The sequence below is a fragment of the Aurantiacibacter atlanticus genome (genome assembly GCF_001077815.2).
Lineage (GTDB): Bacteria > Pseudomonadota > Alphaproteobacteria > Sphingomonadales > Sphingomonadaceae > Alteraurantiacibacter > Alteraurantiacibacter atlanticus.
The window spans coordinates 1,296,847-1,315,377 of sequence record NZ_CP011310.1; the positions used below are offsets into that span (position 1 = coordinate 1,296,847).

17 protein-coding genes are annotated in these 18,531 nt (G+C 58.0%); 9 read left to right on the forward strand and 8 right to left on the reverse strand.

What is annotated here, in order from left to right; all coding sequences use genetic code 11:
• The first annotated feature begins 14 nt into the window (after window positions 1-14).
• Window positions 15-2,180 carry a CHASE2 domain-containing protein gene (locus tag CP97_RS06215; protein ID WP_048885227.1) on the forward strand — a complete coding sequence of 722 codons (2,166 nt, stop codon included), beginning with the start codon at window positions 15-17 and terminating at the stop codon, window positions 2,178-2,180.
• A 12-nt stretch (window positions 2,181-2,192) separates the two neighbouring features.
• Here CP97_RS06215 and CP97_RS06220 read toward each other — a convergent pair whose 3' ends face one another.
• Window positions 2,193-2,768 carry a hypothetical protein gene (locus tag CP97_RS06220; RefSeq protein ID WP_063612379.1) on the reverse strand — a complete coding sequence of 192 codons (576 nt, stop codon included), beginning with the start codon at window positions 2,766-2,768 and terminating at the stop codon, window positions 2,193-2,195.
• Window positions 2,743-3,468: a response regulator transcription factor gene (locus CP97_RS06225; RefSeq protein WP_063612380.1), complete on the reverse strand. Its 726-nt coding sequence runs from the start codon at window positions 3,466-3,468 to the stop codon at window positions 2,743-2,745. Before CP97_RS06225 ends, CP97_RS06220 begins: the two co-directional genes overlap by 26 nt.
• Before the next feature lie 237 nt (window positions 3,469-3,705).
• On the opposite strand from CP97_RS06225, the gene bioB reads away from it, so the two are divergent.
• The 3 genes from bioB (at window position 3,706) to CP97_RS06245 (ending at window position 6,849) form a co-directional block, all read left to right on the forward strand.
• Window positions 3,706-4,761, forward strand: a complete 1,056-nt coding sequence (gene bioB / locus CP97_RS06230) for a biotin synthase BioB (RefSeq protein WP_048885229.1) — start codon at window positions 3,706-3,708, stop codon at window positions 4,759-4,761.
• Between the two features lie 214 nt (window positions 4,762-4,975).
• The gene (gene bioD / locus CP97_RS06240; protein WP_048885231.1) at window positions 4,976-5,599 is read left to right on the forward strand and encodes a dethiobiotin synthase; all 624 of its coding nucleotides are present in this window, start codon (window positions 4,976-4,978) and stop codon (window positions 5,597-5,599) included.
• The gene (locus CP97_RS06245) at window positions 5,596-6,849 is read left to right on the forward strand and encodes an adenosylmethionine--8-amino-7-oxononanoate transaminase (protein ID WP_048885232.1); all 1,254 of its coding nucleotides are present in this window, start codon (window positions 5,596-5,598) and stop codon (window positions 6,847-6,849) included. Before bioD ends, CP97_RS06245 begins: the two co-directional genes overlap by 4 nt.
• Here CP97_RS06245 and maiA read toward each other — a convergent pair.
• Window positions 6,846-7,478 (reverse strand): maleylacetoacetate isomerase, encoded by a 633-nt coding sequence (gene maiA, locus CP97_RS06250; protein ID WP_048885233.1) that lies wholly within the window; start codon window positions 7,476-7,478, stop codon window positions 6,846-6,848. The two genes, CP97_RS06245 and maiA, sit on opposite strands and share 4 nt — an antisense overlap.
• A 103-nt stretch (window positions 7,479-7,581) precedes the next feature.
• Here maiA and hmgA point away from each other — a divergent pair, with 103 nt between their 5' ends.
• The 3 genes from hmgA to CP97_RS06265 all read left to right on the forward strand — a co-directional run bounded on the left by hmgA (window position 7,582) and on the right by CP97_RS06265 (window position 10,951).
• A complete protein-coding gene (gene hmgA, locus CP97_RS06255) occupies window positions 7,582-8,859 on the forward strand; it encodes a homogentisate 1,2-dioxygenase (protein WP_048885234.1) in 1,278 nt (425 codons plus the stop codon).
• Window positions 8,859-10,157 (forward strand): fumarylacetoacetase, encoded by a 1,299-nt coding sequence (gene fahA / locus CP97_RS06260; protein ID WP_048885235.1) that lies wholly within the window; start codon window positions 8,859-8,861, stop codon window positions 10,155-10,157. Before hmgA ends, fahA begins: the two co-directional genes overlap by 1 nt.
• Window positions 10,158-10,249: 92 nt before the next feature.
• Window positions 10,250-10,951 carry a pirin family protein gene (locus CP97_RS06265; protein WP_048885236.1) on the forward strand — a complete coding sequence of 234 codons (702 nt, stop codon included), beginning with the start codon at window positions 10,250-10,252 and terminating at the stop codon, window positions 10,949-10,951.
• Window positions 10,952-11,004: 53 nt separating this feature from the next.
• Here CP97_RS06265 and CP97_RS06270 read toward each other — a convergent pair whose 3' ends face one another.
• The 5 genes from CP97_RS06270 to CP97_RS06290 form a co-directional block, all read right to left on the reverse strand.
• A complete protein-coding gene (locus tag CP97_RS06270; RefSeq protein WP_048886784.1) occupies window positions 11,005-12,204 on the reverse strand; it encodes an ABC transporter permease in 1,200 nt (399 codons plus the stop codon).
• Between the two features lie 8 nt (window positions 12,205-12,212).
• A complete protein-coding gene (locus tag CP97_RS06275) occupies window positions 12,213-12,935 on the reverse strand; it encodes an ABC transporter ATP-binding protein (protein ID WP_048885237.1) in 723 nt (240 codons plus the stop codon).
• On the reverse strand, window positions 12,932-14,233 hold the full coding sequence (locus tag CP97_RS06280; protein ID WP_048885238.1) for an efflux RND transporter periplasmic adaptor subunit: 1,302 nt from the start codon (window positions 14,231-14,233) through the stop codon (window positions 12,932-12,934). Before CP97_RS06280 ends, CP97_RS06275 begins: the two co-directional genes overlap by 4 nt.
• Window positions 14,230-15,693, reverse strand: a complete 1,464-nt coding sequence (locus CP97_RS06285; RefSeq protein WP_048885239.1) for an efflux transporter outer membrane subunit — start codon at window positions 15,691-15,693, stop codon at window positions 14,230-14,232. The genes CP97_RS06280 and CP97_RS06285 overlap by 4 nt, the downstream gene beginning before the upstream one ends.
• Before the next feature lie 256 nt (window positions 15,694-15,949).
• Window positions 15,950-16,765: a heme-dependent oxidative N-demethylase subunit alpha family protein gene (locus tag CP97_RS06290; RefSeq protein WP_048885240.1), complete on the reverse strand. Its 816-nt coding sequence runs from the start codon at window positions 16,763-16,765 to the stop codon at window positions 15,950-15,952.
• A gap of 278 nt (window positions 16,766-17,043) precedes the next feature.
• On the opposite strand from CP97_RS06290, the gene CP97_RS06295 reads away from it, so the two are divergent.
• Both CP97_RS06295 and CP97_RS06300 read left to right on the forward strand, forming a co-directional pair.
• A complete protein-coding gene (locus CP97_RS06295) occupies window positions 17,044-17,322 on the forward strand; it encodes a PilZ domain-containing protein (protein ID WP_082863746.1) in 279 nt (92 codons plus the stop codon).
• 78 nt (window positions 17,323-17,400) lie between these two features.
• On the forward strand, window positions 17,401-18,528 hold the full coding sequence (locus CP97_RS06300; RefSeq protein ID WP_048885242.1) for a CaiB/BaiF CoA transferase family protein: 1,128 nt from the start codon (window positions 17,401-17,403) through the stop codon (window positions 18,526-18,528).
• Window positions 18,529-18,531: the final 3 nt, after the last annotated feature.

The following is an 18,531-nucleotide window of genomic DNA, read 5'->3' on the forward strand; positions in this document are numbered from 1 at the left end:
GCCTAGGCGGCACAATGGTGACTCGTAGGCTTTTTGCAGAATGGCTGATCCTCTTTGCAGCAGGTGTCGCACTGGGTTTCCTTGCCGCCCGGATAGATCTTGCAAACCGATTGGATGCCAGTCTGCTCGACCGCGCGGCCGCATTGGCCCACCCTGCTGCATCATCCGATATCGTAATTGTCGCCATTGACGATGCAAGCCTTGCACAAACAGGTGCCTGGCCATGGCCACGCACCATTCATGCACAATTGCTGGACCGGCTGGCAGAAGCCGTCAGCGGGCCAGTGATGTTCGATGTTCTTTTCCTTGAACCATCCACTCAGGCAAATGATGCGGCCTTTGCTCAGGCCATCTCGCGCCACGGACAAGTGGTGCTGCCCATGACTTTTGCCGCGCGGCCCAATGCCGTTTCCGGCATCGTTCCAATATTTCCGATTGATCCATTCTTGCAAAGCGCCGCGGCAATCGGCCATGTGGCGATAACGCCCGACGATGATGGCGTATTGCGGCGTGTCGATCTCGTGATGGAGGCAGACGGACGCAGTTTTCCCCAATTCGCCCAGGCGGCGCGATCGCTGGGTCAAATCGCTATCGCAGATCGGGGCGCCGATCCGGTCGTCTCATTTCATCCCGAAGGCACTTATTCGCAAGTATCTGCCGAAGCTGTGATCAAGGGCAACGTGCCAGAAGAATTTTTGCACGGAAAAACGGTGCTGGTAGGGGCTACTGCACAAGGCATGGGAGATCGGTATTCGGTCGGTGCAGGTGGGGTCGATGTGCTGTCCGGCGTCGAAATCCAGGCCAATCTGTTTGATGCCTTGCGCGGTGGGGTTCTGGTCCGCGATCTGCCGCCTTTTTGGTCCGGCCTGCTTGCCGCATTTGCGTTGCTGGCGCAATTCCTCGTCTTCTGGAAGATGTCGCCGCGGGCAGGCCTTTGCGCGACGTTGGCCATTGCAGGATTGGCACTGACGGGCACTTTTGCACTGGTGTCACTGGCCGGCTTGTGGGTTGCCCCGGGCGTGGCAATTCTCATCGTGATCTTCGCTTATCCTCTTTGGGGATGGCGCCGTCTGACCTCGGTAAGCGCCTATCTGGAGGAGGAGGCCGCCTTTCTGCGCCCCGAAGGCGCGCGACGTGCCAAGGTCGAAGGGTTCGACCGGATTGCCCGGCAGGTTGCAAGAATGCGCGGGCTTGTGAGCCACGTGAGCGAGGGGTTCGCCTTTCTCGACAAGGTGATCGAAGCTGCGCCCGATCCGATTCTGGTGCTCGACAGGCAAGGCCTGATCATTATGACCAATGCCAAGGGGCAGGAGCTGTTTCCCGACTGGGACAGGAATAATCCCGCACTCCTGGTTACTCTGTTGGAGCAATGCGACGCAGGGCTTGATCCGGAACGCAGTGAGATTGGCTTTAAGGGCGGTCGTATCTTTCTTGTCGCCCGTGCGGCGCTGGAAATGGGCGATAGCATTCAAAGCGGTGAAATCATCATGTTGCGCGATGTCTCCGCCACACGAAGGCGCGAGGAGGAACGGCGTGAAATGCTCGAATTCCTGTCGCATGACATGCGTACGCCGCAGGTGGCGATCATCGGTCTGGCAGGCAGGCTGGGCAAGGATGCCCAGGCCGAGGATATTGCCGACCGCATTCGCACGCAGGCCACACGCACTTTGAAATTGTCCGACGATTTCGTGCAGCTGGCTCGTATGGACGAAAGCGATCCAGAGTTAGAGGATTGTGATCTTGTCGCCGCGGTAGAAGAAGCCGATGATCGGGCCTATTCGGCAGCGCGCGCCCGCGGGATCGCAATAATATCGGACCTTCCCGGAGACCCGCTTTACGCCGATGCTGACCCGTCACTCATCGCGCGGCTGCTAGATAATCTGATCGGCAATGCGATCAAATTCTCGCCCCAAGGCAGCACTGTGTCTATCGCCCTGCAACAAGCGTTGAGAGGCAAGGTTGAACTGATCGTCAGCGATGAAGGACCCGGATTGCCGCCGGAACGGCGGGACAATCCCTTTGGGCGGTTCGGCGCACATGAGGGCAAGGCTGGTCCCAGTGTCGGGCTGGGGCTAGCCTTGGTGAAACGCGTGGTCGAGAAACATGGCGGGGCGATCAGGGTTGAGACGGGCGATGACACAGGAACCCGTTTCAGTATCGAATTGCCACAAAGCCGGTAATCGCGCGCAATATCAGGGCCGCGCAGCTGTTCCTTGCGCGTCAGTTACCAATGCCCTGGCCAGCTCAGCCATCTGGGCATTGCTGTAATTGCACGCATCTGCTTCCCCCACTCCGCGATAGAGCACCTGGCCGTCTTCCCTGTTCAGCAACACCAGCGTTGCGCGCAGGCGCTGGACCGAACAGTTATCAAAAATATGGTGGTTTCGCGGTCGCGATTCCCAGGCGATGGCGGCGGCATCCGATTCTGCGGGATCGGCAACCCCGGTCTTCGCATCGCGCATTGCGATGGCGAATTCTGCGATGACAGGAGCGGTGGAATTGCTGGCGCTCCCCAAGCTTGCTGTCTGCGACGCGAGCGCATTTTTCAGTGCTGTAGCAAAGGTGGCACGCAAGGAATTATCCTCCTCGACAGGCGCAACTTGCACCGCCGCCTGTGGCGGTAACTGACCGCTTGTCGAGGCGATGCTGACAGGGGTTGAGACAGCGCAGGCAGATAGCAAGGACGCTGCAAGCAGGGCCGGGAATGCAATCGCAAACACGCGGCCCACAGGCCCGTACAGATCAGCTTTCAGCCACTTCTCCATCATTATCATCGCCTTCATCGAAAAAGGAATTCATGCGATAGCCGAATCCGAAGACGGTTTGAATGGCAAAGCCGTTATGCGGGCGCAATTCCAGTTTGGAACGCACGCGCGAGACATGCATGTCCAGCGTGCGCGTGGCGATATCGCCCATATTGCCCCATATCTGGGAGAAGATGTAGCTGCGCGAAAGCGGGCGGTTGAGATTGTCAAAAAACAGGGCCGCGACCTTGAATTCTTTCGCCGTGAGCTTGATTGGTTCTCCGTCCCTTTCGATCACGGTTTCCTGTCCGTCAACGCGATAGCGGCCAAAGGTCTGGTAACGCTCCGTCTTGGCTGCCGGGGCGCGGCGGCGGGCTGCCGCCTCTATGCGGGCGACAATGACTTCTTCGCTTTCAGGTTTGACGATGTAATCGCTGGCGCCGCGTTCCAGCCCTTTCACAATGTCCGCTTTTTCAGATCGGCTGGTTATGAGGATGAAGGCTGGTGGATGCTCGAGACTATCAGCGCCCCAGCTGACAATTTCCAGCCCGGTGGCTCCCGGCATGTTCCAGTCTACCAGGACGACATCATACGTTTCCCGCTTGAGAGAGATGAGTAGGTCGCGCCCGTTACGAAATCGATCCACATCGTATCCGGTTGGTTCCAAGCATGAGGAGATCTGGTCGAGGACCTCCTGATCGTCATCGGCGATTGCTATTCTCAATGTCTTCTTTCCACATTTATCGCAGATTCTGTGTTCTGCGCTCCCTCGCTTCAGCATTAAGGTGGAGTTATCTTATTGGCCACAAATTGACTCGGAAATGGACCTGATTGTTACTAGATTTTACATTCGGGCATAATTTCTTTGACGCTGGGCAGGATTAGAGCCCGTCTTATTGTTTGATCGGGCGGTGCCACGCGTCTGCTTTACCTGCGCCAAGTTTTTCGCCATGGCCGACGCATGGACACGCTGATTTCCGCTGAATCGACTATACGCAATGACTGGACGCGCGAGGAAATCGCCGACCTGTTCGGTTTGCCATTTACTGAACTGCTGTTTCGGGCAGCGCAGACCCATCGCGCACATCATGCTGCCGATGAAGTGCAATTGTGCACCCTGCTGTCGATCAAGACCGGCGGTTGCCCGGAAGATTGCGGATATTGTTCGCAAAGCGCGCATGCCGATAGCGGTGTCGAAGCGACCAAGCTGATGGATGTGCGGCAGGTGTTGCAGAGCGCAGCGCAGGCAAAGGATGCCGGATCGCAGCGTTTCTGCATGGGCGCAGCATGGCGCAACCCGAAAGAACGCGACATGCCCAAGATTGTCGAGATCGTGAAAGGCGTTCGCGAAATGGGAATGGAGACATGCATGACGCTTGGCATGCTTTCTCCGAAACAGGCTGATATGCTGGCCGAGGCGGGCCTCGATTACTACAATCACAACATCGATACCGGTCCCGAATATTATGACCGGGTCATCACCACGCGCAATTACCAGGACAGACTCGATACGCTGGGCAATGTGCGCGACGCTGGCATCAACGTGTGCAGTGGCGGGATCGTAGGCATGGGCGAAACGCGCGCCGACCGTGTTGGCTTTGTCCACACGCTCGCCACGCTGGAGAGTCATCCTGAAAGCGTTCCGGTCAATGCGCTGGTGCCGGTGAAGGGCACACCGCTTGGCGATATGCTGGCAGATACGCCTGTGGCCAAGATCGACGATATAGAATTCGTCCGCACAATTGCCGTGGCGCGCATTTGCATGCCGCAAAGCATGGTGCGCCTTTCCGCAGGGCGTGAAAGCATGTCTGATGCGACACAGGCGCTGTGTTTCATGGCAGGTGCAAATTCGATCTTCACAGGCGACAAGCTGCTGACCGCGCCTAATGCGGGTGACGATAGCGATGCCGCCCTGTTCCAGCGTCTGGGCATTACGCCGATGCAGGGGGAGGAGCCTCTGCGCGCAGCCAAGTCCTGCGCCGCATCGAGCAATGCCGAAAGCGTGCCGGCGCAATAGGGCCAATCATGCAGGAAAGGTTTGCCGACGTCCTCGGGCAGCGCAGATCGGCCCGGCACTCCCGCGCCGAACCCCGCTGTTCTGAACGCATCCCTAGCATAGCGATTCGGCCGACTATTGTGCCTGCCGGCGAAAAAAGTCTTCATCTCGCTCTGTTTGCCACCCATAGTCAAACCGATGTGGTGCGCTTTTTTGAAGTGAGGGGCGGTTTGCGGTGAAGGGGTTTATCGTCACCGGCACTGACACTGGCATCGGCAAGACCGTGTTTGCTGCGGGTCTCACTGCTGCACTGCGCGGCACATATTGGAAGCCTGTGCAAAGCGGGCTGGAAGAAGAAACCGATACAGAGGTGGTGGCGCGGCTTTGTGCGGGTACGGGCGCGCAGGTCCTACCTGAAGCCTATCGGCTCAAAACACCGTGTTCACCGCATGAGGCCGCGCGGATTGACGGGATCACGATGGATTGTGACAGGCTGAAATTGCCCGCAGCGGAAGACCCCTTGATCGTCGAAGGGGCGGGCGGCGTACTTGTTCCCTATACCGATGATCTTCTTGCTGCAGACCTGTTTTCCTGTTGGGCCTTGCCCGCCATTATAGTTGCGCGCACCGCGCTTGGCACAATCAGCCATACTTTGCTAACGGTGGAGGCGCTTAAGGCGCGCGGGGTATTGATCGCGGGCGTGGTATTTACAGGGGAGGAGGAACCGGTGGCGCAACGGGCCATCGCGCATTTCAGCGGCGTTGCACAATTGGGCCGCCTGCCGCAGCTTGAACCTCTTGATGCGGCCGGCCTTTCTGCCGCATTTGCCACCAATATCCGCCTGGATTTGATGGCATGAGCAGCCCTGTCTGGCATCCGTTTCACCAGCACGGGCTGGGCGAGGACATTCCGCTGGTAGAGCGCGCCGAGGGCGCATTGCTCTACACTTCTGACGGACGCGAAATTGTTGACGCGATTTCCAGCTGGTGGGTCACCACGCTGGGGCATAACCATCCGCGCATTGTCGCAGCAATCCGCCAGCAAGCCGAAAAGCTTGACCAGCTTATTTTCGCGGGTTGGACCCACCAACCTGCCGAGGATCTGGCGCGGGGCCTGATTGCAATGACGCCGCCCGCGCTGCAATATGTCTTTTTTTCCGATTCAGGCTCTACCGCAGTGGAGGTTGCGCTCAAGATGGCGCTGGGATTCTGGGCCAATCGCGGGGAGTCACGCCATCGCATATTGGTGCTGGAACATAGCTATCATGGCGATACGATCGGCGCGATGTCTATTGGCGAACGCGGCGTTTACAATCGCGCTTATTCCCCGCTCCTGTTCGATGTTGGCACTATCCCGTTCCCGCATAAAGGGGCAGAGCAGGCGAGTCTTGATGCTCTCAATTCTGCTTGCAGCGCAGGCGATATCGCCGCCTTCATCGTGGAGCCGCTGGTGCTGGGGGCTGGTGGAATGCTGGTCTATCCGGCGCATGTTCTTGCAGAAATGCGCGCCATTTGTGCGGCGCATGACGTGCTGTTCATCGCCGATGAAGTGATGACCGGCTGGGGCCGTACGGGCACTTTGCTTGCTTGCGAACAGGCGGGCGTAGTTCCCGACATACTCTGCCTTGCCAAGGGCATTACTGGTGGCAGCATGCCTCTGGCGGTGACGATGGCAAGCGCGCCGATCTACGATGCGCATTATTCGACCGACCGATCAAAGTTGTTTTTCCATTCTTCCAGCTACACAGCCAACCCCATCGCCTGCGCCGCCGCCAACGCCAATCTGGCGATATGGCAGGAAGGCGGGGTGCTGGAGCAGGTGACGTCGCTGGCCGCCAGAGAGGCCGATGGCTTTGCCCATCTGGCCGCGAAACACAGTCTTGCGAATTTGCGCCAATGCGGCAGCATCATTGCGATGGATGTGGACGTGACCGATGCAGGCTACCTTTCCGACCTCGCGCCGAGAATGAAAGCAGGCTTCCTGCAGCGCGATATACTGCTGCGGCCATTGGGCAATACGATCTACCTGATGCCGCCTTATTGCATGACGCAGGATCAGCTTGATCGAATCCTCACCGCGATAGACGAAGTGCTGACCGAAGTGCTCTAACCCGCGTCAGGCTGGCTGTCCGGATGGGCACGCTGGAACGCAGGCATGGCAAGGCAGGCTTTTTCTATCTGCTCCATGCGCGGACATTGCGACAGATCGAAATCAAAGCGCCTCGCATTATAAAGCTGGGGCACAAGCACTGCTTCAAACAGGCCGGGCGCATCCAGCAGGAATTCGCCTGTCGAAAGCTGGGACAACCTCTTTTCCACCGGCAGCAGCGTTTTAGCGAGCCAATGGCGATACCATGTGTCGATATCGTCCTGATCATGGCCAAGCTCTGCCTTCAGATATTTGAGCACCGGCAGATTGAGCGGCGCATGCAATTCGGTGGCGATGGCATAGGCCAATTCGCGTGCGGTAAATCGGCTTTCGATATCGGTAGGCAGGAGCGAGCGTTCGGGATAGCGTTCATCCAGCCATGCAATGATGGCCATGCTTTGTGCACGGTCGCGGCCATCAGCCTCCAGCATCGGCACACCGGCAAAAGGATTGCGACTCGTAAACGCTTGTCCTCGCTGTTCACTTTCGATCAGGTTTACCGGACAGTCTTCATAAGACAGGCCCTTCAACTCCAGTGCGCAGCGCAAGCGATAGCTGGTGGAACTACGCCAATATCCATACAACTTCATTCGGCACCTCTCGTGGGTTCAATCGTTGCGATCCTTAAGACCATTGCGAAACCGGGCCAAGGGAGGCATGACACCAACAGGTTTCATGTGAGACTAATTGCAGATGGACTATCAGACCGGATTTCTCAACCACTTCGCGACCGAAGCCGTGGATGGTGCGCTGCCGCAGGGACGCAACAGCCCGCAACGCCCGGCCTTCGGACTTTACGCTGAACAGTTTAGCACCAGCGCCTTTACTGCGCCAAGGGCTCAGAACCGTCGCAGCTGGCTCTATCGCATGCGCCCGACTACTGAACATGGGCCATATGCACCATATGATGGCGCGAAACATCTGGTGCAGCCAGACGATAGTCAAACAACCCCCAACCGCCTGCGCTGGGACCCGCTGCCGATGCCCGATGGTGCTGTCGACTTTGTCGATGGGTTGATGACTTATGGCGGCAATGGCGATCCATCTTCGGGTGGGATTGGGATCCACCTTTATGCCGCTACTGCCGGCATGGATGCGCGCGCTTTTCAGAATTCTGACGGGGAAATGCTCATCGTGCCGCAGCAGGGCGCATTGCGGATCGTGACAGAGCTTGGCCGCCTTGATGTGCCGCCAGGCCATATTGCGTTGGTCCCCAAGGGCATGCGCTTCCGGGTTGCACTGACTGATGGCGCCGCGCGCGGCTATGTGTGCGAAAACTTCGGTGTGCCTTTTTGCCTGCCCGACCTTGGTCCCATCGGCGCGAACGGCCTTGCCAGTCCGCGCGATTTCGAAGCGCCTGTCGCCTGGTTCGAAGATCGCGATGAACCGTTTGAAGTGGTCCAGAAATTCAACGGTTGCCTGTGGAGCACTACGCTTGACCATTCGCCTTTCGACGTGGTCGCCTGGCACGGCAATTCTACGCCCTCCCGCTATGATCTGGCGCGCTTCAACACTATTGGCACGGTCAGCTTTGATCACCCCGACCCATCAATCTTCACCGTGCTCACCAGCCCGTCTGATACGTCGGGCACAGCCAATTGCGATTTCGTGATCTTTCCTCCGCGCTGGATGGTAGGGGAAGACACGTTCCGTCCGCCATGGTTCCATCGCAATGTGATGAGCGAATTCATGGGCCTGATCCATGGCACTTACGATGCCAAGGAAGGCGGCGGATTTGCGCCCGGAGGGGCAAGCCTGCACAACCAGTTCAACGGCCATGGACCCGATGTTGAAAGCACGGCCAGGGCGATGCAGGCCGATCTGAAACCCGTGAAGATTGACGATACGCTGGCATTCATGTTCGAAAGCCGCGCCATCATCCAGACAACCCCCTTCGCCATGACAGGCGGGCTGCTGCAAAGCGATTACGATGCCTGCTGGAATGGCTTCCCCAAAGCGAGATTACCCTGATGAATATTACCATCGATTTCACCCATGATCCCGCCGCCGCCAGCTGGGTGGCCGGAGCCAATGGACATAGCGATTTTCCCGTGCAGAACCTGCCGCTCGGCATATTTTCCACTTCGGACAATCCCACGCCGCGTGGAGGCATGGCGATCGGGGACATGGTTCTCGACATTCCCGCTATTGCCAAACATCTGGAAGGCGATGCTGCCGCAGCGGCGATGGCGGCCAACGCGCCTGCGCTCAACATGTTGTTCAAGGTCGGCCGCGGCCCGATCACCGCGCTGCGTCACGCCGTTTTCACCCTGCTTACAGACACCGCCATGCAGGCCGAGATCGAACCCGCTCTTCACAAAGCTGATGGCTGCACATTGCATATGCCCTTTGTGATTTGCGACTATACCGATTTCTACACCGGCATTCACCATGCGACGAATATCGGTAGCCTGTTCCGGCCCGATAATCCGCTTTTGCCGAACTATAAATACGTCCCCATCGGATATCACGGCCGCTCATCGTCCGTCCGTATTTCAGGTGTCGATGTGAAGCGGCCATCGGGCCAGACCAAGGCGCCGGATGCCGATGAGCCCAGCTTCGGCCCATGCAAGCGGCTGGATTACGAATTGGAAATGGCGATCTGGGTCGGGCAGGGGAACGAGCTTGGCGAGCCTATTCCGATTGGCGATGCGGAAGACCACATCGCCGGTATTTCCATCCTCAACGATTGGTCTGCGCGCGATATTCAGGCTTGGGAATACCAGCCGCTCGGGCCATTTCTGGCGAAGAGCTTCCATTCCTCCATATCGCCCTGGGTGGTGACAATGGATGCGCTGGCACCGTTCCGTACGGCGCAGCCGGCCCGTCCTGAAGGCGATCCCGCTCCGCTGCCGTATCTGCAGGATGAGGCGGATCAGGCCAACGGCGCATTCGGCATTACCATGGAAGTCTTGATGACCACCTCTGCCATGCGCGAAGCAGGCGATGCTCCGCACCGCCTCAGCCAAGGCCCGATGACGGCCATGTATTGGACAGCTGCGCAACTTATCGCGCACCATTCGTCAAACGGGTGCAATCTACAGGCGGGCGATCTGCTGGGAACGGGCACGCTGACCAGCGGCGATGAAGGCGGCAAGGGCAGCCTTATCGAACTGACCGAAGGCGGCAAGAATGCCATCACCTTGCCCAATGGCGAGAAGCGGACCTTTCTTGAAAACGGTGATGAAGTCATCATCATCGCCTATGCTGAAAAGGAAGGTCTGGCCCGTATCGGCCTTGGCGAATGCCGCGCAATCATCACCGGCTAGACAGCTGATAGCCACGCTTGAGGCTGGTCAAGAAACGGCGATATTGGAGCAGTGCCTTCGCCAACCCATCTAGGGTGTGAAGGAGACATGCGATGATTGAACTTCGACCTTTTGACAGCCTCGGTGGCGCAGATCATGGCTGGCTGAATACAAAGCACCATTTTTCTTTCGCCGAATATCACGATCCGTCGCGGTTACACTGGGGTGCGCTGCGCGTGTGGAATGATGATCATATCGCGGCCAACAGCGGTTTCCCGCCGCATCCGCACGATAATATGGAAATCATTACCTATGTCCGCACAGGCGCAATCACGCATAAGGACAGCCTTGGCAATCAAGGCCGGACCGAAGCGGGCGATGTGCAAGTGATGAGCGCGGGGACGGGCATTCGCCACGCCGAATATAATGAGGAGGATGAGGAGACGAGCCTGTTCCAGATCTGGATCTTGCCAGACAGGGACAAGCGGGACCGGGACCCGCAGTGGGGCGCGAAACCTTTCCCCCGGAACGATCGGGCAGGGAGCTGGGCCATCCTGGCGAGCGGGCATGAAGACGATGAGGGCGCATTGTCCATAAATGCGGATGCACGCGTGGTGGGGGCAACTGTCAGGGCCGGGGAGACGCTTGAATACGTGCTCGGCGGGCGCAAGGCCTATGTTGTGGCTGCCACCGGCACGCTCGACCTGCATGGCACCACCGTTAATACACGCGATGGCGCGGCGATTGCTGATCTCGATACGCTCAGCGTGAAGGCGTTGGAAGACAGCGAGATCGTGCTGGTAGATGTTGCCTGATTGATGACGGGGCCGCACTTTGCAGGAAGTGCGGCCCTTGTCATGTGAATAGCTTATTCGTGCCGTAACGCTTCGATGGGATCCAGCTTGCTGGCGCGGTGTGCAGGGTAATAGCCGAAGACGATACCCATCACCGCGCTGAATACAAAGCTCAGGACATTAACGACCGGATCGAAAAGGAAGGGCAGGTCAATCGCCTGGGCCAACCCAAATGATAGCGCGAAGGCCAGGCCAATGCCCACGAGTCCGCCAAAGCAGCACAAGACCACGGCTTCTGTCAGGAACTGCAACCGCACCTCGCGGGCAAGCGCGCCGATGGCAAGACGAATGCCTATTTCGCGCGTCCGCTCCGTCACCGAAACCAGCATTATATTCATAATGCCGATGCCGCCTACTAACAGGCTGATCGCGGCAATGACTGTCACTACCAGCGTCATGGTTCCGGTGATCGTATCCACCGTCTGGCTGATTTCGGCGGTATCGATAATATTGAAATCATTGTCCTCGCCTTCCTGAATGACGCGACGTTCACGCAGCAGTTCGACAAGCTGCTTCTGAATGAAGGCGCTGGCATATGATGGGTCATATTTCACTACGAAAAACTGCACGTCGGTGCTGCCGGTAAACCTGCGCTGAACCGTTTTTAGCGGCATGAAGACGATGTCATTGGCATCATTGCCGCCACCAACGGCACTGGACCGCTCATCTATCACACCGACAACTTGGCACGAGACGTTGCCGATGCGCATTTCCTCGCCCAGGACAACGTCGGCGACAAAAATTTCTTCCACGATAGTGGGGCCGACAATGCAAACGCTCTCGCCGCGCGCTTCCTCTTCCTCGCTGAATGCGCGGCCATCGACCACGTCTATGGATTGCGCTGTGAAGAATGATCCGTTCGCGCCTTGGACGTTGGTTTGCCAATCCTGGCCGTTATGGAAAGCTACGGCCGGTTGGCTGACTGATCCGGCAGTCCCCTCGACGCCAGGAATTTGCATCTCGACAGAGCGCACATCATCATCGTCAAATGGTGGTGGCGGGGTGTTCGGATCCACCCTCGATGGGAACACGATGAACACGTCCGATCCAAGGCCGGACACTTCTTGCTGAACATTGGCGGTCAATCCACGGCCAAGTGTTACCATGGTGATGACCGCCGCCACGCCGATGATGATGCCCAGCGTCGTCAGGAAACTGCGCAGAATATGCCGCCGGATTTCCCTGATAGCGAGCAGGAGAGTGGCCCCGAACATGCGCAACATCAGGCGTGCTCGCGCAAAGGAGCGCCGGACCTGTGGCCGCGATCGATACGTTCGACAAGTCCATCACGGAAATGCACGATGGTCCGCGCGTATTCTGCCATCTCTTCTTCGTGCGTTACCATGAGGACGGTGATGCCGGTATTACTGAGATCGGTCAGCAGATCCATGATCTCCAGAGAGCGTTCCGTGTCCAGATTGCCGGTCGGCTCGTCCGCCAGCAAGACGTCCGGATCAGTGACAAGCGCGCGGGCGATGGCGACTCGCTGTTGCTGACCTCCTGAAAGTTCTGCCGGGGTATGCTTGGCCCATGGCAGCAATCCGACCTTGTCGAGCGATCTTTCCGCTGCCTCGCGCCGTGCCTTCTTGGTTTCCCCGCGATAGAGCAGCGGCAGTTCCACGTTTTCCAGGGCCGAAGTGCGCGCCAGCAGATTGAAACCCTGAAACACAAAGCCGAGATAGCGACGTCGCAGCAATGACCGCTGGTCGCGGGTGAGTGCTTGCACCTCCACCCCTTTGAACCGGAAGATGCCACTGGTGGGAACATCAAGGCAGCCAAGAATGTTCATCGTGGTCGATTTCCCTGAGCCTGATGGGCCCATCACCGCCACGAAATCACCCCGCTGGATGGCCATGTCCACACCCTTCAGCGCCTGAAACGCCGCAGCACCGGTGCCGAAGGTCTTGGTTATGCCTTCAAGTTCGATGAGGGGAGCGGCGCTCACGGACTGCCTGCGCGAATGCCGGTAACTACCTTCATCCCCGGCTCCAGTTCATCTGATGTCACCACGGTAAACCGGCCATCGCTTTGTCCGGTCACGACTTCTATCGCTTGCAGTTCTCCTGCCTCGTCTACCAAGTAGACAGTCTGGCGGCTGCCAACCCCGATGCTGGCTTCGTCATTGCTGTCGAGGCCAAATTCCTGCGGGCCGAAAATACCACCTTCCTCTTCTTCTTCTTCGGGATCAAAGCGAATGGCACCATTGGGCACCAACATCGCTTCTCCGGTGCTTTGCGTGGCGATCGTGGCGGTTGCCGTCATGCCGGGACGCAGCAAGCCATCAGCATTGTCGACCGTCAATCGCGCTTCATAGCTGACGACCTGTTGACCCTGCTGCTGTTGCTGGCTGTTGAGCGCAATATTGTTTGAAGCAAGATCAACGCGTTCCACAGTCGCGGGGAACCGGCGTCCGGGATATGCGTCGACGGTGAAACTGGCCTGCTGTCCGACCTCGACCTGACCAACATCGGCTTCGTCCAGATCGACCCGCAATTGCATGGTCGCAAGATTTTCAGCGAGCACGAACAGCGTCGGCGTGTTGAAGCTGGCAGCAACGGTCTGGCCGGGTTCCACCTGCCGAGCCAGCACTACGCCCGAAACAGGAGAGCGGATGACGGCGCGTTCATAATTGGTTTGCGCGGAGGACAATTGTGCCTGCGACGCGCTGACATTGGCGCGCGCCGATGCCACAGCTGCACGTCCGCGATTAACTGCTGCCTCCGCCTGTTCAAGTTCAGCCTGGCTGGGCACACGCCCGTCTGAAAGGCGCTGCACTTCGATCAGTCTTGCAAGCTGCGCGGCATCGCCATCAAGCGTTGCCTGCGCCTGCGCCACCTGTGCTCGCGCAGCGTTGAGATTGGCGCGGTTCTGCGCAATCTGGTCCTCGATTACATCGGTATTAATGACTGCCAGCACCTGGCCGCGGCTCACCTGGTCATTGACATCTACCACCACCCTGTCGAGCCGGCCTGAGATTTCCGAACCGACCTCTACCTGGTTGGTCGGACGCAAGCTGCCCGTTGCGGTAACGGAAAGATCGAGCGAACGCGTTTCGACCTCTGCCGTGATGTAATCGGCTTTCTGTTCGCCGCCGGCGCATTGCGATATCAGAAGGAGAATAGCGAAAAGCAGCGCGATCCCGACCCACAGCCGCTTGCGCTTGAACCACTTTTTCGGTTTGCCTTCATCGAGATAGCTCTCGATATCGTTTGCCTCCGAGGTCGTCGTATCAGTCTCGCTCATTCGGGATTCCTGTCAGCTTGCCGCTCTGCGACATCGGGCAGTGGAAAATCATAATCTGTGCTGGTCCAGCCACCGCCCAGCGCCTGTGTCAGGCGGACGAAGGAGATGGCGCGGTCGGCTTCTGCGCTGACCATCTGGTTGCGCGCGGACAGCAGCAGGTTTTCGGCGGTCAGCAGCGTACGAAAATCGGTCAATCCGCCCTGATACTGGCTGCGCGCAAGCAGCGCGGAATTGCTGGCGGCATCAAGTGCCTCATCATTGATATCGACCCGCAGGCCCGCCGTGCGCAGATCCACCGATGCGGTTTCAACGTCTTCGAGTGCGTTGAGAATAGACTGTTCCCAGTTGGCAAGAGAGGCGCGTGCGCCTGCCTCCGCGCTATCAATCTGGGCCCGCGTGCGCCCTCCGTCGAAAATGAGCTGACTGACACCTGCAAATAGATTGCCCGTGATCACATCGAAAAGACTGCCCAACGTTTCCTGAGAGGTGCCGATGGAACCGGTGAGGCGCACTAGCGGAAGTAATTGAGCACGCGCGACACCGATCCGCGCGCTGTCTGCCACCAATGCCGCTTCGGCACTGCGCACATCGGGGCGGCGGCGCAGGACATCGGCAGGCGCTTCAAATCCTGTGAGCAAAGGCGGTTGCGGGACTGCCGCAGGGCCCACCGTATCAAACGCATTATACACACGGCCCGGCGGTTCACCGATCAATGTGGATATTGCATTGGCCGTTGCGGCAAGGCTGCTTTCAAGAAGGGGAACGGTGGCAGCAGTCTGTGCGCGCTGGGTACGAGCCTGCTCGACATCCAGGCTGGAAACTAGGCCTGCCTGGTTGCGCCATCGCGCAATCTGCAGATTGTCTTCCTGATAGGCAAGCGTATTGCGCGCGATTTCAAGCTGTTGTGAAGTGGCGCGGGCATTGACCGTGGCGATGGCTACCTGTCCAACCAAAAGGCGTTGCAGATCAGCGAGCGAATAGCCCGTTGCCGCGAGATCGGCCTTTGCTGCCGAAACGCTGCTCGATATCTGGCCGAAGATATCGGCTTCCCAACTGGCATCTGCGCCAAGAGAGAATTGCACACCATCGCGCGAAAAATCGCCAATGTCGCGATTGATCCCGCCAGTAGCCGATATGGCCGGTAGATATCCGGCACGCGCTTGAACCAACGATGCGCGGGCCTGATCAAGTCGTGCTGCACTGATAGCAAGATCGCGATTTTCGACGATCGCCTGCTCAACGAATTGGGTTAGCAATGGATCGCCAAGAAGGGTCCAATATTGTGCAAGCTCAGCAGAAACGGGGGCTGCAGCGGCACGTTGCGTTTCATCCAGCGCCCAGGTGGCAGGCACTGCGACAGTGGGTTGCGCCACATCGACTTGCGAGGTGGCGCAAGCGGACAGGGCAAGCAAAGCTGCCGTGCTAAACGACCAACGCACCGGAAAGGCGCTACGATGCATTGATTGCAATCCCCCGATGGCTTGTCCACTTCGCTCTATAACCGGGCGCAATATCTGTTCCAAACTACAGTTTGTCACACTGCCTAGTACACGAATCTCTGTTACCCGAGCGCAACAATGTCTACACCGATGTCAATTGCAACACTAACATTGAGAGGGACATATAACCCAAGGGAATATGTGCAGTTTATTATAGATGAATGTTCCTTGGCGTCCGACCAAGTGTATTGTCGGACTAATGCGGAAACTCGGACGGCTAGTCCATCGTTTTCGTCACCTGCGCAGCGAAGGTCTTAATCTGCGACGCAAAGAAGGTGGCGCCGCGCCGCTCCGCTTCTGCTGACGGGATCGTCAACACCGCTTTGGCCATTCGCGCAATATTGGCTGGGGAGAGCGATCCGAGAGGCGCGACATGGACCCCTATTGTAAACAGGATCGCCCCTGTCTCAGGAAGGCGCCGCAGCGTTTGGCGCTCGCTGCGAACGAAAAGCGTCCTGCCGGCATTGGCGACTGTGACATGGGCAAAGGCCTGTTGTGGGGGATTTTGCGCTATCCAGCGCAAGGCCGGGGTGGGGCTGACAAACCAGTTACAACGCCCGAAAATCTTACCCGGTTTCAGACCGGCCATGAAGTGATCGACCCCGCTTGCAAGCTGATCTGTATAACCGTGGATCGGGGCGTGGAGCGAGATGAGTGACTTGCCAAGCTTTCTTGCCGGGTCCCAATCGGTTGGAAAAGCCACCGCCGCGCCGATCAGGCGGTACAGGCCTTCTCCTTCATCCGGGGCAAGCAGGCACATGTCCTCCCATGCTGAACGCGCAGCATCTTCCAACCCGCCTTGCAACCCTCGCATTGCGGCAAGTTCTGCTCCTGCCGGATGGGCATCTGGCGTGAGTTGCACGCTTTCTGGATGGGCGTCGAAAGCAGCGTTCCGAAGGTCAAGATCAGGGTCTGGCTGGAGCCATTCAGTTTCAGCGAGAGACACTAGCCCCATTTTCAACGCACCGCCACCGCGTGCGCGCGGCAAAAGCTCGTCGACCGAAAAGCCGAGCCGTTGGGTGGGCGTTTTCATCCTGTCCATGTCACCGTCATCATGCTCGCGACCTGCTGCTCACGCTCTGGGCAATTACGCTCTCGATTGCCCGCATAATTGGCAATCAGCACGACGGGGTGGACGAAGGTCACAGAGGCTCCTGTAATACGATTTCCCAACATTCGCGGGATGTACTGTGGGTTACAAGCTTGTGTACGCAATTCCATTTAGACATGTCGATGTGCTTTGGTCTCATTTTACAAACATAAGATGTTTGAAACCACTGCTTATTATCCTGCAATATCAGGAGAATAATAATGGGTCTGACACTATCCGCATCGACATTTGTCTCGCGCCCCCCGCGTTGGGAATGCGACGTGGATGTCATCATAGATGACGGATGTTCGGAATTGTCCGGGCGCATAGCAAACATCTCCGAATCCGGCTTCATGGCCGAATGCGAGCGACGCCTGCCATTGGGCGAAATTGTTACGGTGATAATTCCCGGTCGCGGCAGGGTCAGGGCCGAGGTATGCTGGGCCGTGGGATGGCGCCTGGGCGCCAGGATCCTTGACGAGGCAAACGTTTCGGCCTGAGCATTCTTGTCAACCGCCATGGCGGGACCAAACTGAAAACATGTGTCATCTGCGCTGAAGGTGATTAGGACGCTTTGTATGAGCGAAGCACACGGACATGCGCCACTGGGAGGCATCAAGGTCGTCGAACTGGCACGGATACTTGCAGGCCCTTGGGCCGGGCAGGTTCTGGCCGATCTGGGCGCGGAGGTCACCAAGGTTGAAAGCCCTGAAGGAGACGATACGCGGGGCTGGGGTCCGCCCTTCATCGATCGGGAAGATGGCACGACGGATGCGGCCTATTTCCACGCTGCGAACCGCGGGAAGGCGAGTGTGATCGCTAATTTCGCCGATCCCGAAGATCTGGCCCGCGTGAAGGCGCTGATCGCGGATGCTGATGTCGTGATCGAGAACTTCAAGCTTGGCGGGTTGAAGCGTTTCGGCCTCGATTATGAAAGTCTCGCGCGGGATAATCCTCGGCTTGTCTATTGTTCGATCACCGGTTTCGGACAGGACGGCCCCTATGCGGCGCGCGCCGGGTATGATTTCATCATCCAGGGCATGAGTGGGATCATGGATCTGACCGGAGAACCTGACGGTCCGCCGCAGAAGATAGGCGTGGCCTATGCGGATATTCTCACGGGGCTTTACGCCGTTATTGGTATCCAGGCAGCGTTGCGGCAGCGTGAGGAAACTGAGCGTGGTCAGCTGGTGGACATGGCGCTGTTCGATGTGATGGTGGGCACGCTCGCCAATCAGGCGATGAATCACCTTGCCAGTGGCCGAAACCCGAAACGTCTTGGCAACGCTCATCCCAATATCGCGCCGTATGAGTCTTTTCGCGCCAAAGATGGCTGGCTGATCGTCGCAATTGGCAATGATCGGCAGTTCGAGCGGTTTTCAGAGGTGATTTCCATGCCCCGGCGCGAGGAATGGACTACAAATGCGCGGCGCGTGAAAAACCGCGAAGCATTATCGGCCTCGATCACGCGCCGCATTGCGGAATGGGGACGCGATGATTTACTTGAGAAGCTGGAACAGGCGAAGGTGCCTGCGGGGCCGATCAACAGTGTGAAACAGGCTTTGAATGATCCGCAAATAGAAGCACGCGGAATGGTTGTAGATCTGGAAGAAGGCTTGCGGGGATTGCGCACGCCAATCCGCTTTTCCGATGCAAGACTAGTGATCGGCCAGCCATCTCCCAGCTTGCCCAAATCACCGAAATAGAAC

Excerpts from the sequence above, each read along its gene's own strand:
- CP97_RS06215 (WP_048885227.1), top strand. The coding sequence starts at position 15 with ATGGTGACTCGTAGGCTTTTTGCAGAATGGCTGATCCTCTTTGCAGCA.
- fahA (WP_048885235.1), top strand. The coding sequence starts at position 8,859 with ATGAATATTACCATCGATTTCACCCATGATCCCGCCGCCGCCAGCTGG.
- CP97_RS06245 (WP_048885232.1), top strand. The coding sequence starts at position 5,596 with ATGAGCAGCCCTGTCTGGCATCCGTTTCACCAGCACGGGCTGGGCGAG.
- CP97_RS06285 (WP_048885239.1), bottom strand. The coding sequence starts at position 15,693 with ATGCATCGTAGCGCCTTTCCGGTGCGTTGGTCGTTTAGCACGGCAGCT.
- CP97_RS06290 (WP_048885240.1), bottom strand. The coding sequence starts at position 16,765 with ATGAAAACGCCCACCCAACGGCTCGGCTTTTCGGTCGACGAGCTTTTG.
- maiA (WP_048885233.1), bottom strand. The coding sequence starts at position 7,478 with ATGAAGTTGTATGGATATTGGCGTAGTTCCACCAGCTATCGCTTGCGC.
- CP97_RS06300 (WP_048885242.1), top strand. The coding sequence starts at position 17,401 with ATGAGCGAAGCACACGGACATGCGCCACTGGGAGGCATCAAGGTCGTC.
- hmgA (WP_048885234.1), top strand. The coding sequence starts at position 7,582 with ATGGACTATCAGACCGGATTTCTCAACCACTTCGCGACCGAAGCCGTG.
- CP97_RS06270 (WP_048886784.1), bottom strand. The coding sequence starts at position 12,204 with ATGTTCGGGGCCACTCTCCTGCTCGCTATCAGGGAAATCCGGCGGCAT.
- CP97_RS06280 (WP_048885238.1), bottom strand. The coding sequence starts at position 14,233 with ATGAGCGAGACTGATACGACGACCTCGGAGGCAAACGATATCGAGAGC.
- bioB (WP_048885229.1), top strand. The coding sequence starts at position 3,706 with ATGGACACGCTGATTTCCGCTGAATCGACTATACGCAATGACTGGACG.
- CP97_RS06295 (WP_082863746.1), top strand. The coding sequence starts at position 17,044 with ATGGGTCTGACACTATCCGCATCGACATTTGTCTCGCGCCCCCCGCGT.
- CP97_RS06265 (WP_048885236.1), top strand. The coding sequence starts at position 10,250 with ATGATTGAACTTCGACCTTTTGACAGCCTCGGTGGCGCAGATCATGGC.
- CP97_RS06220 (WP_063612379.1), bottom strand. The coding sequence starts at position 2,768 with ATGATGGAGAAGTGGCTGAAAGCTGATCTGTACGGGCCTGTGGGCCGC.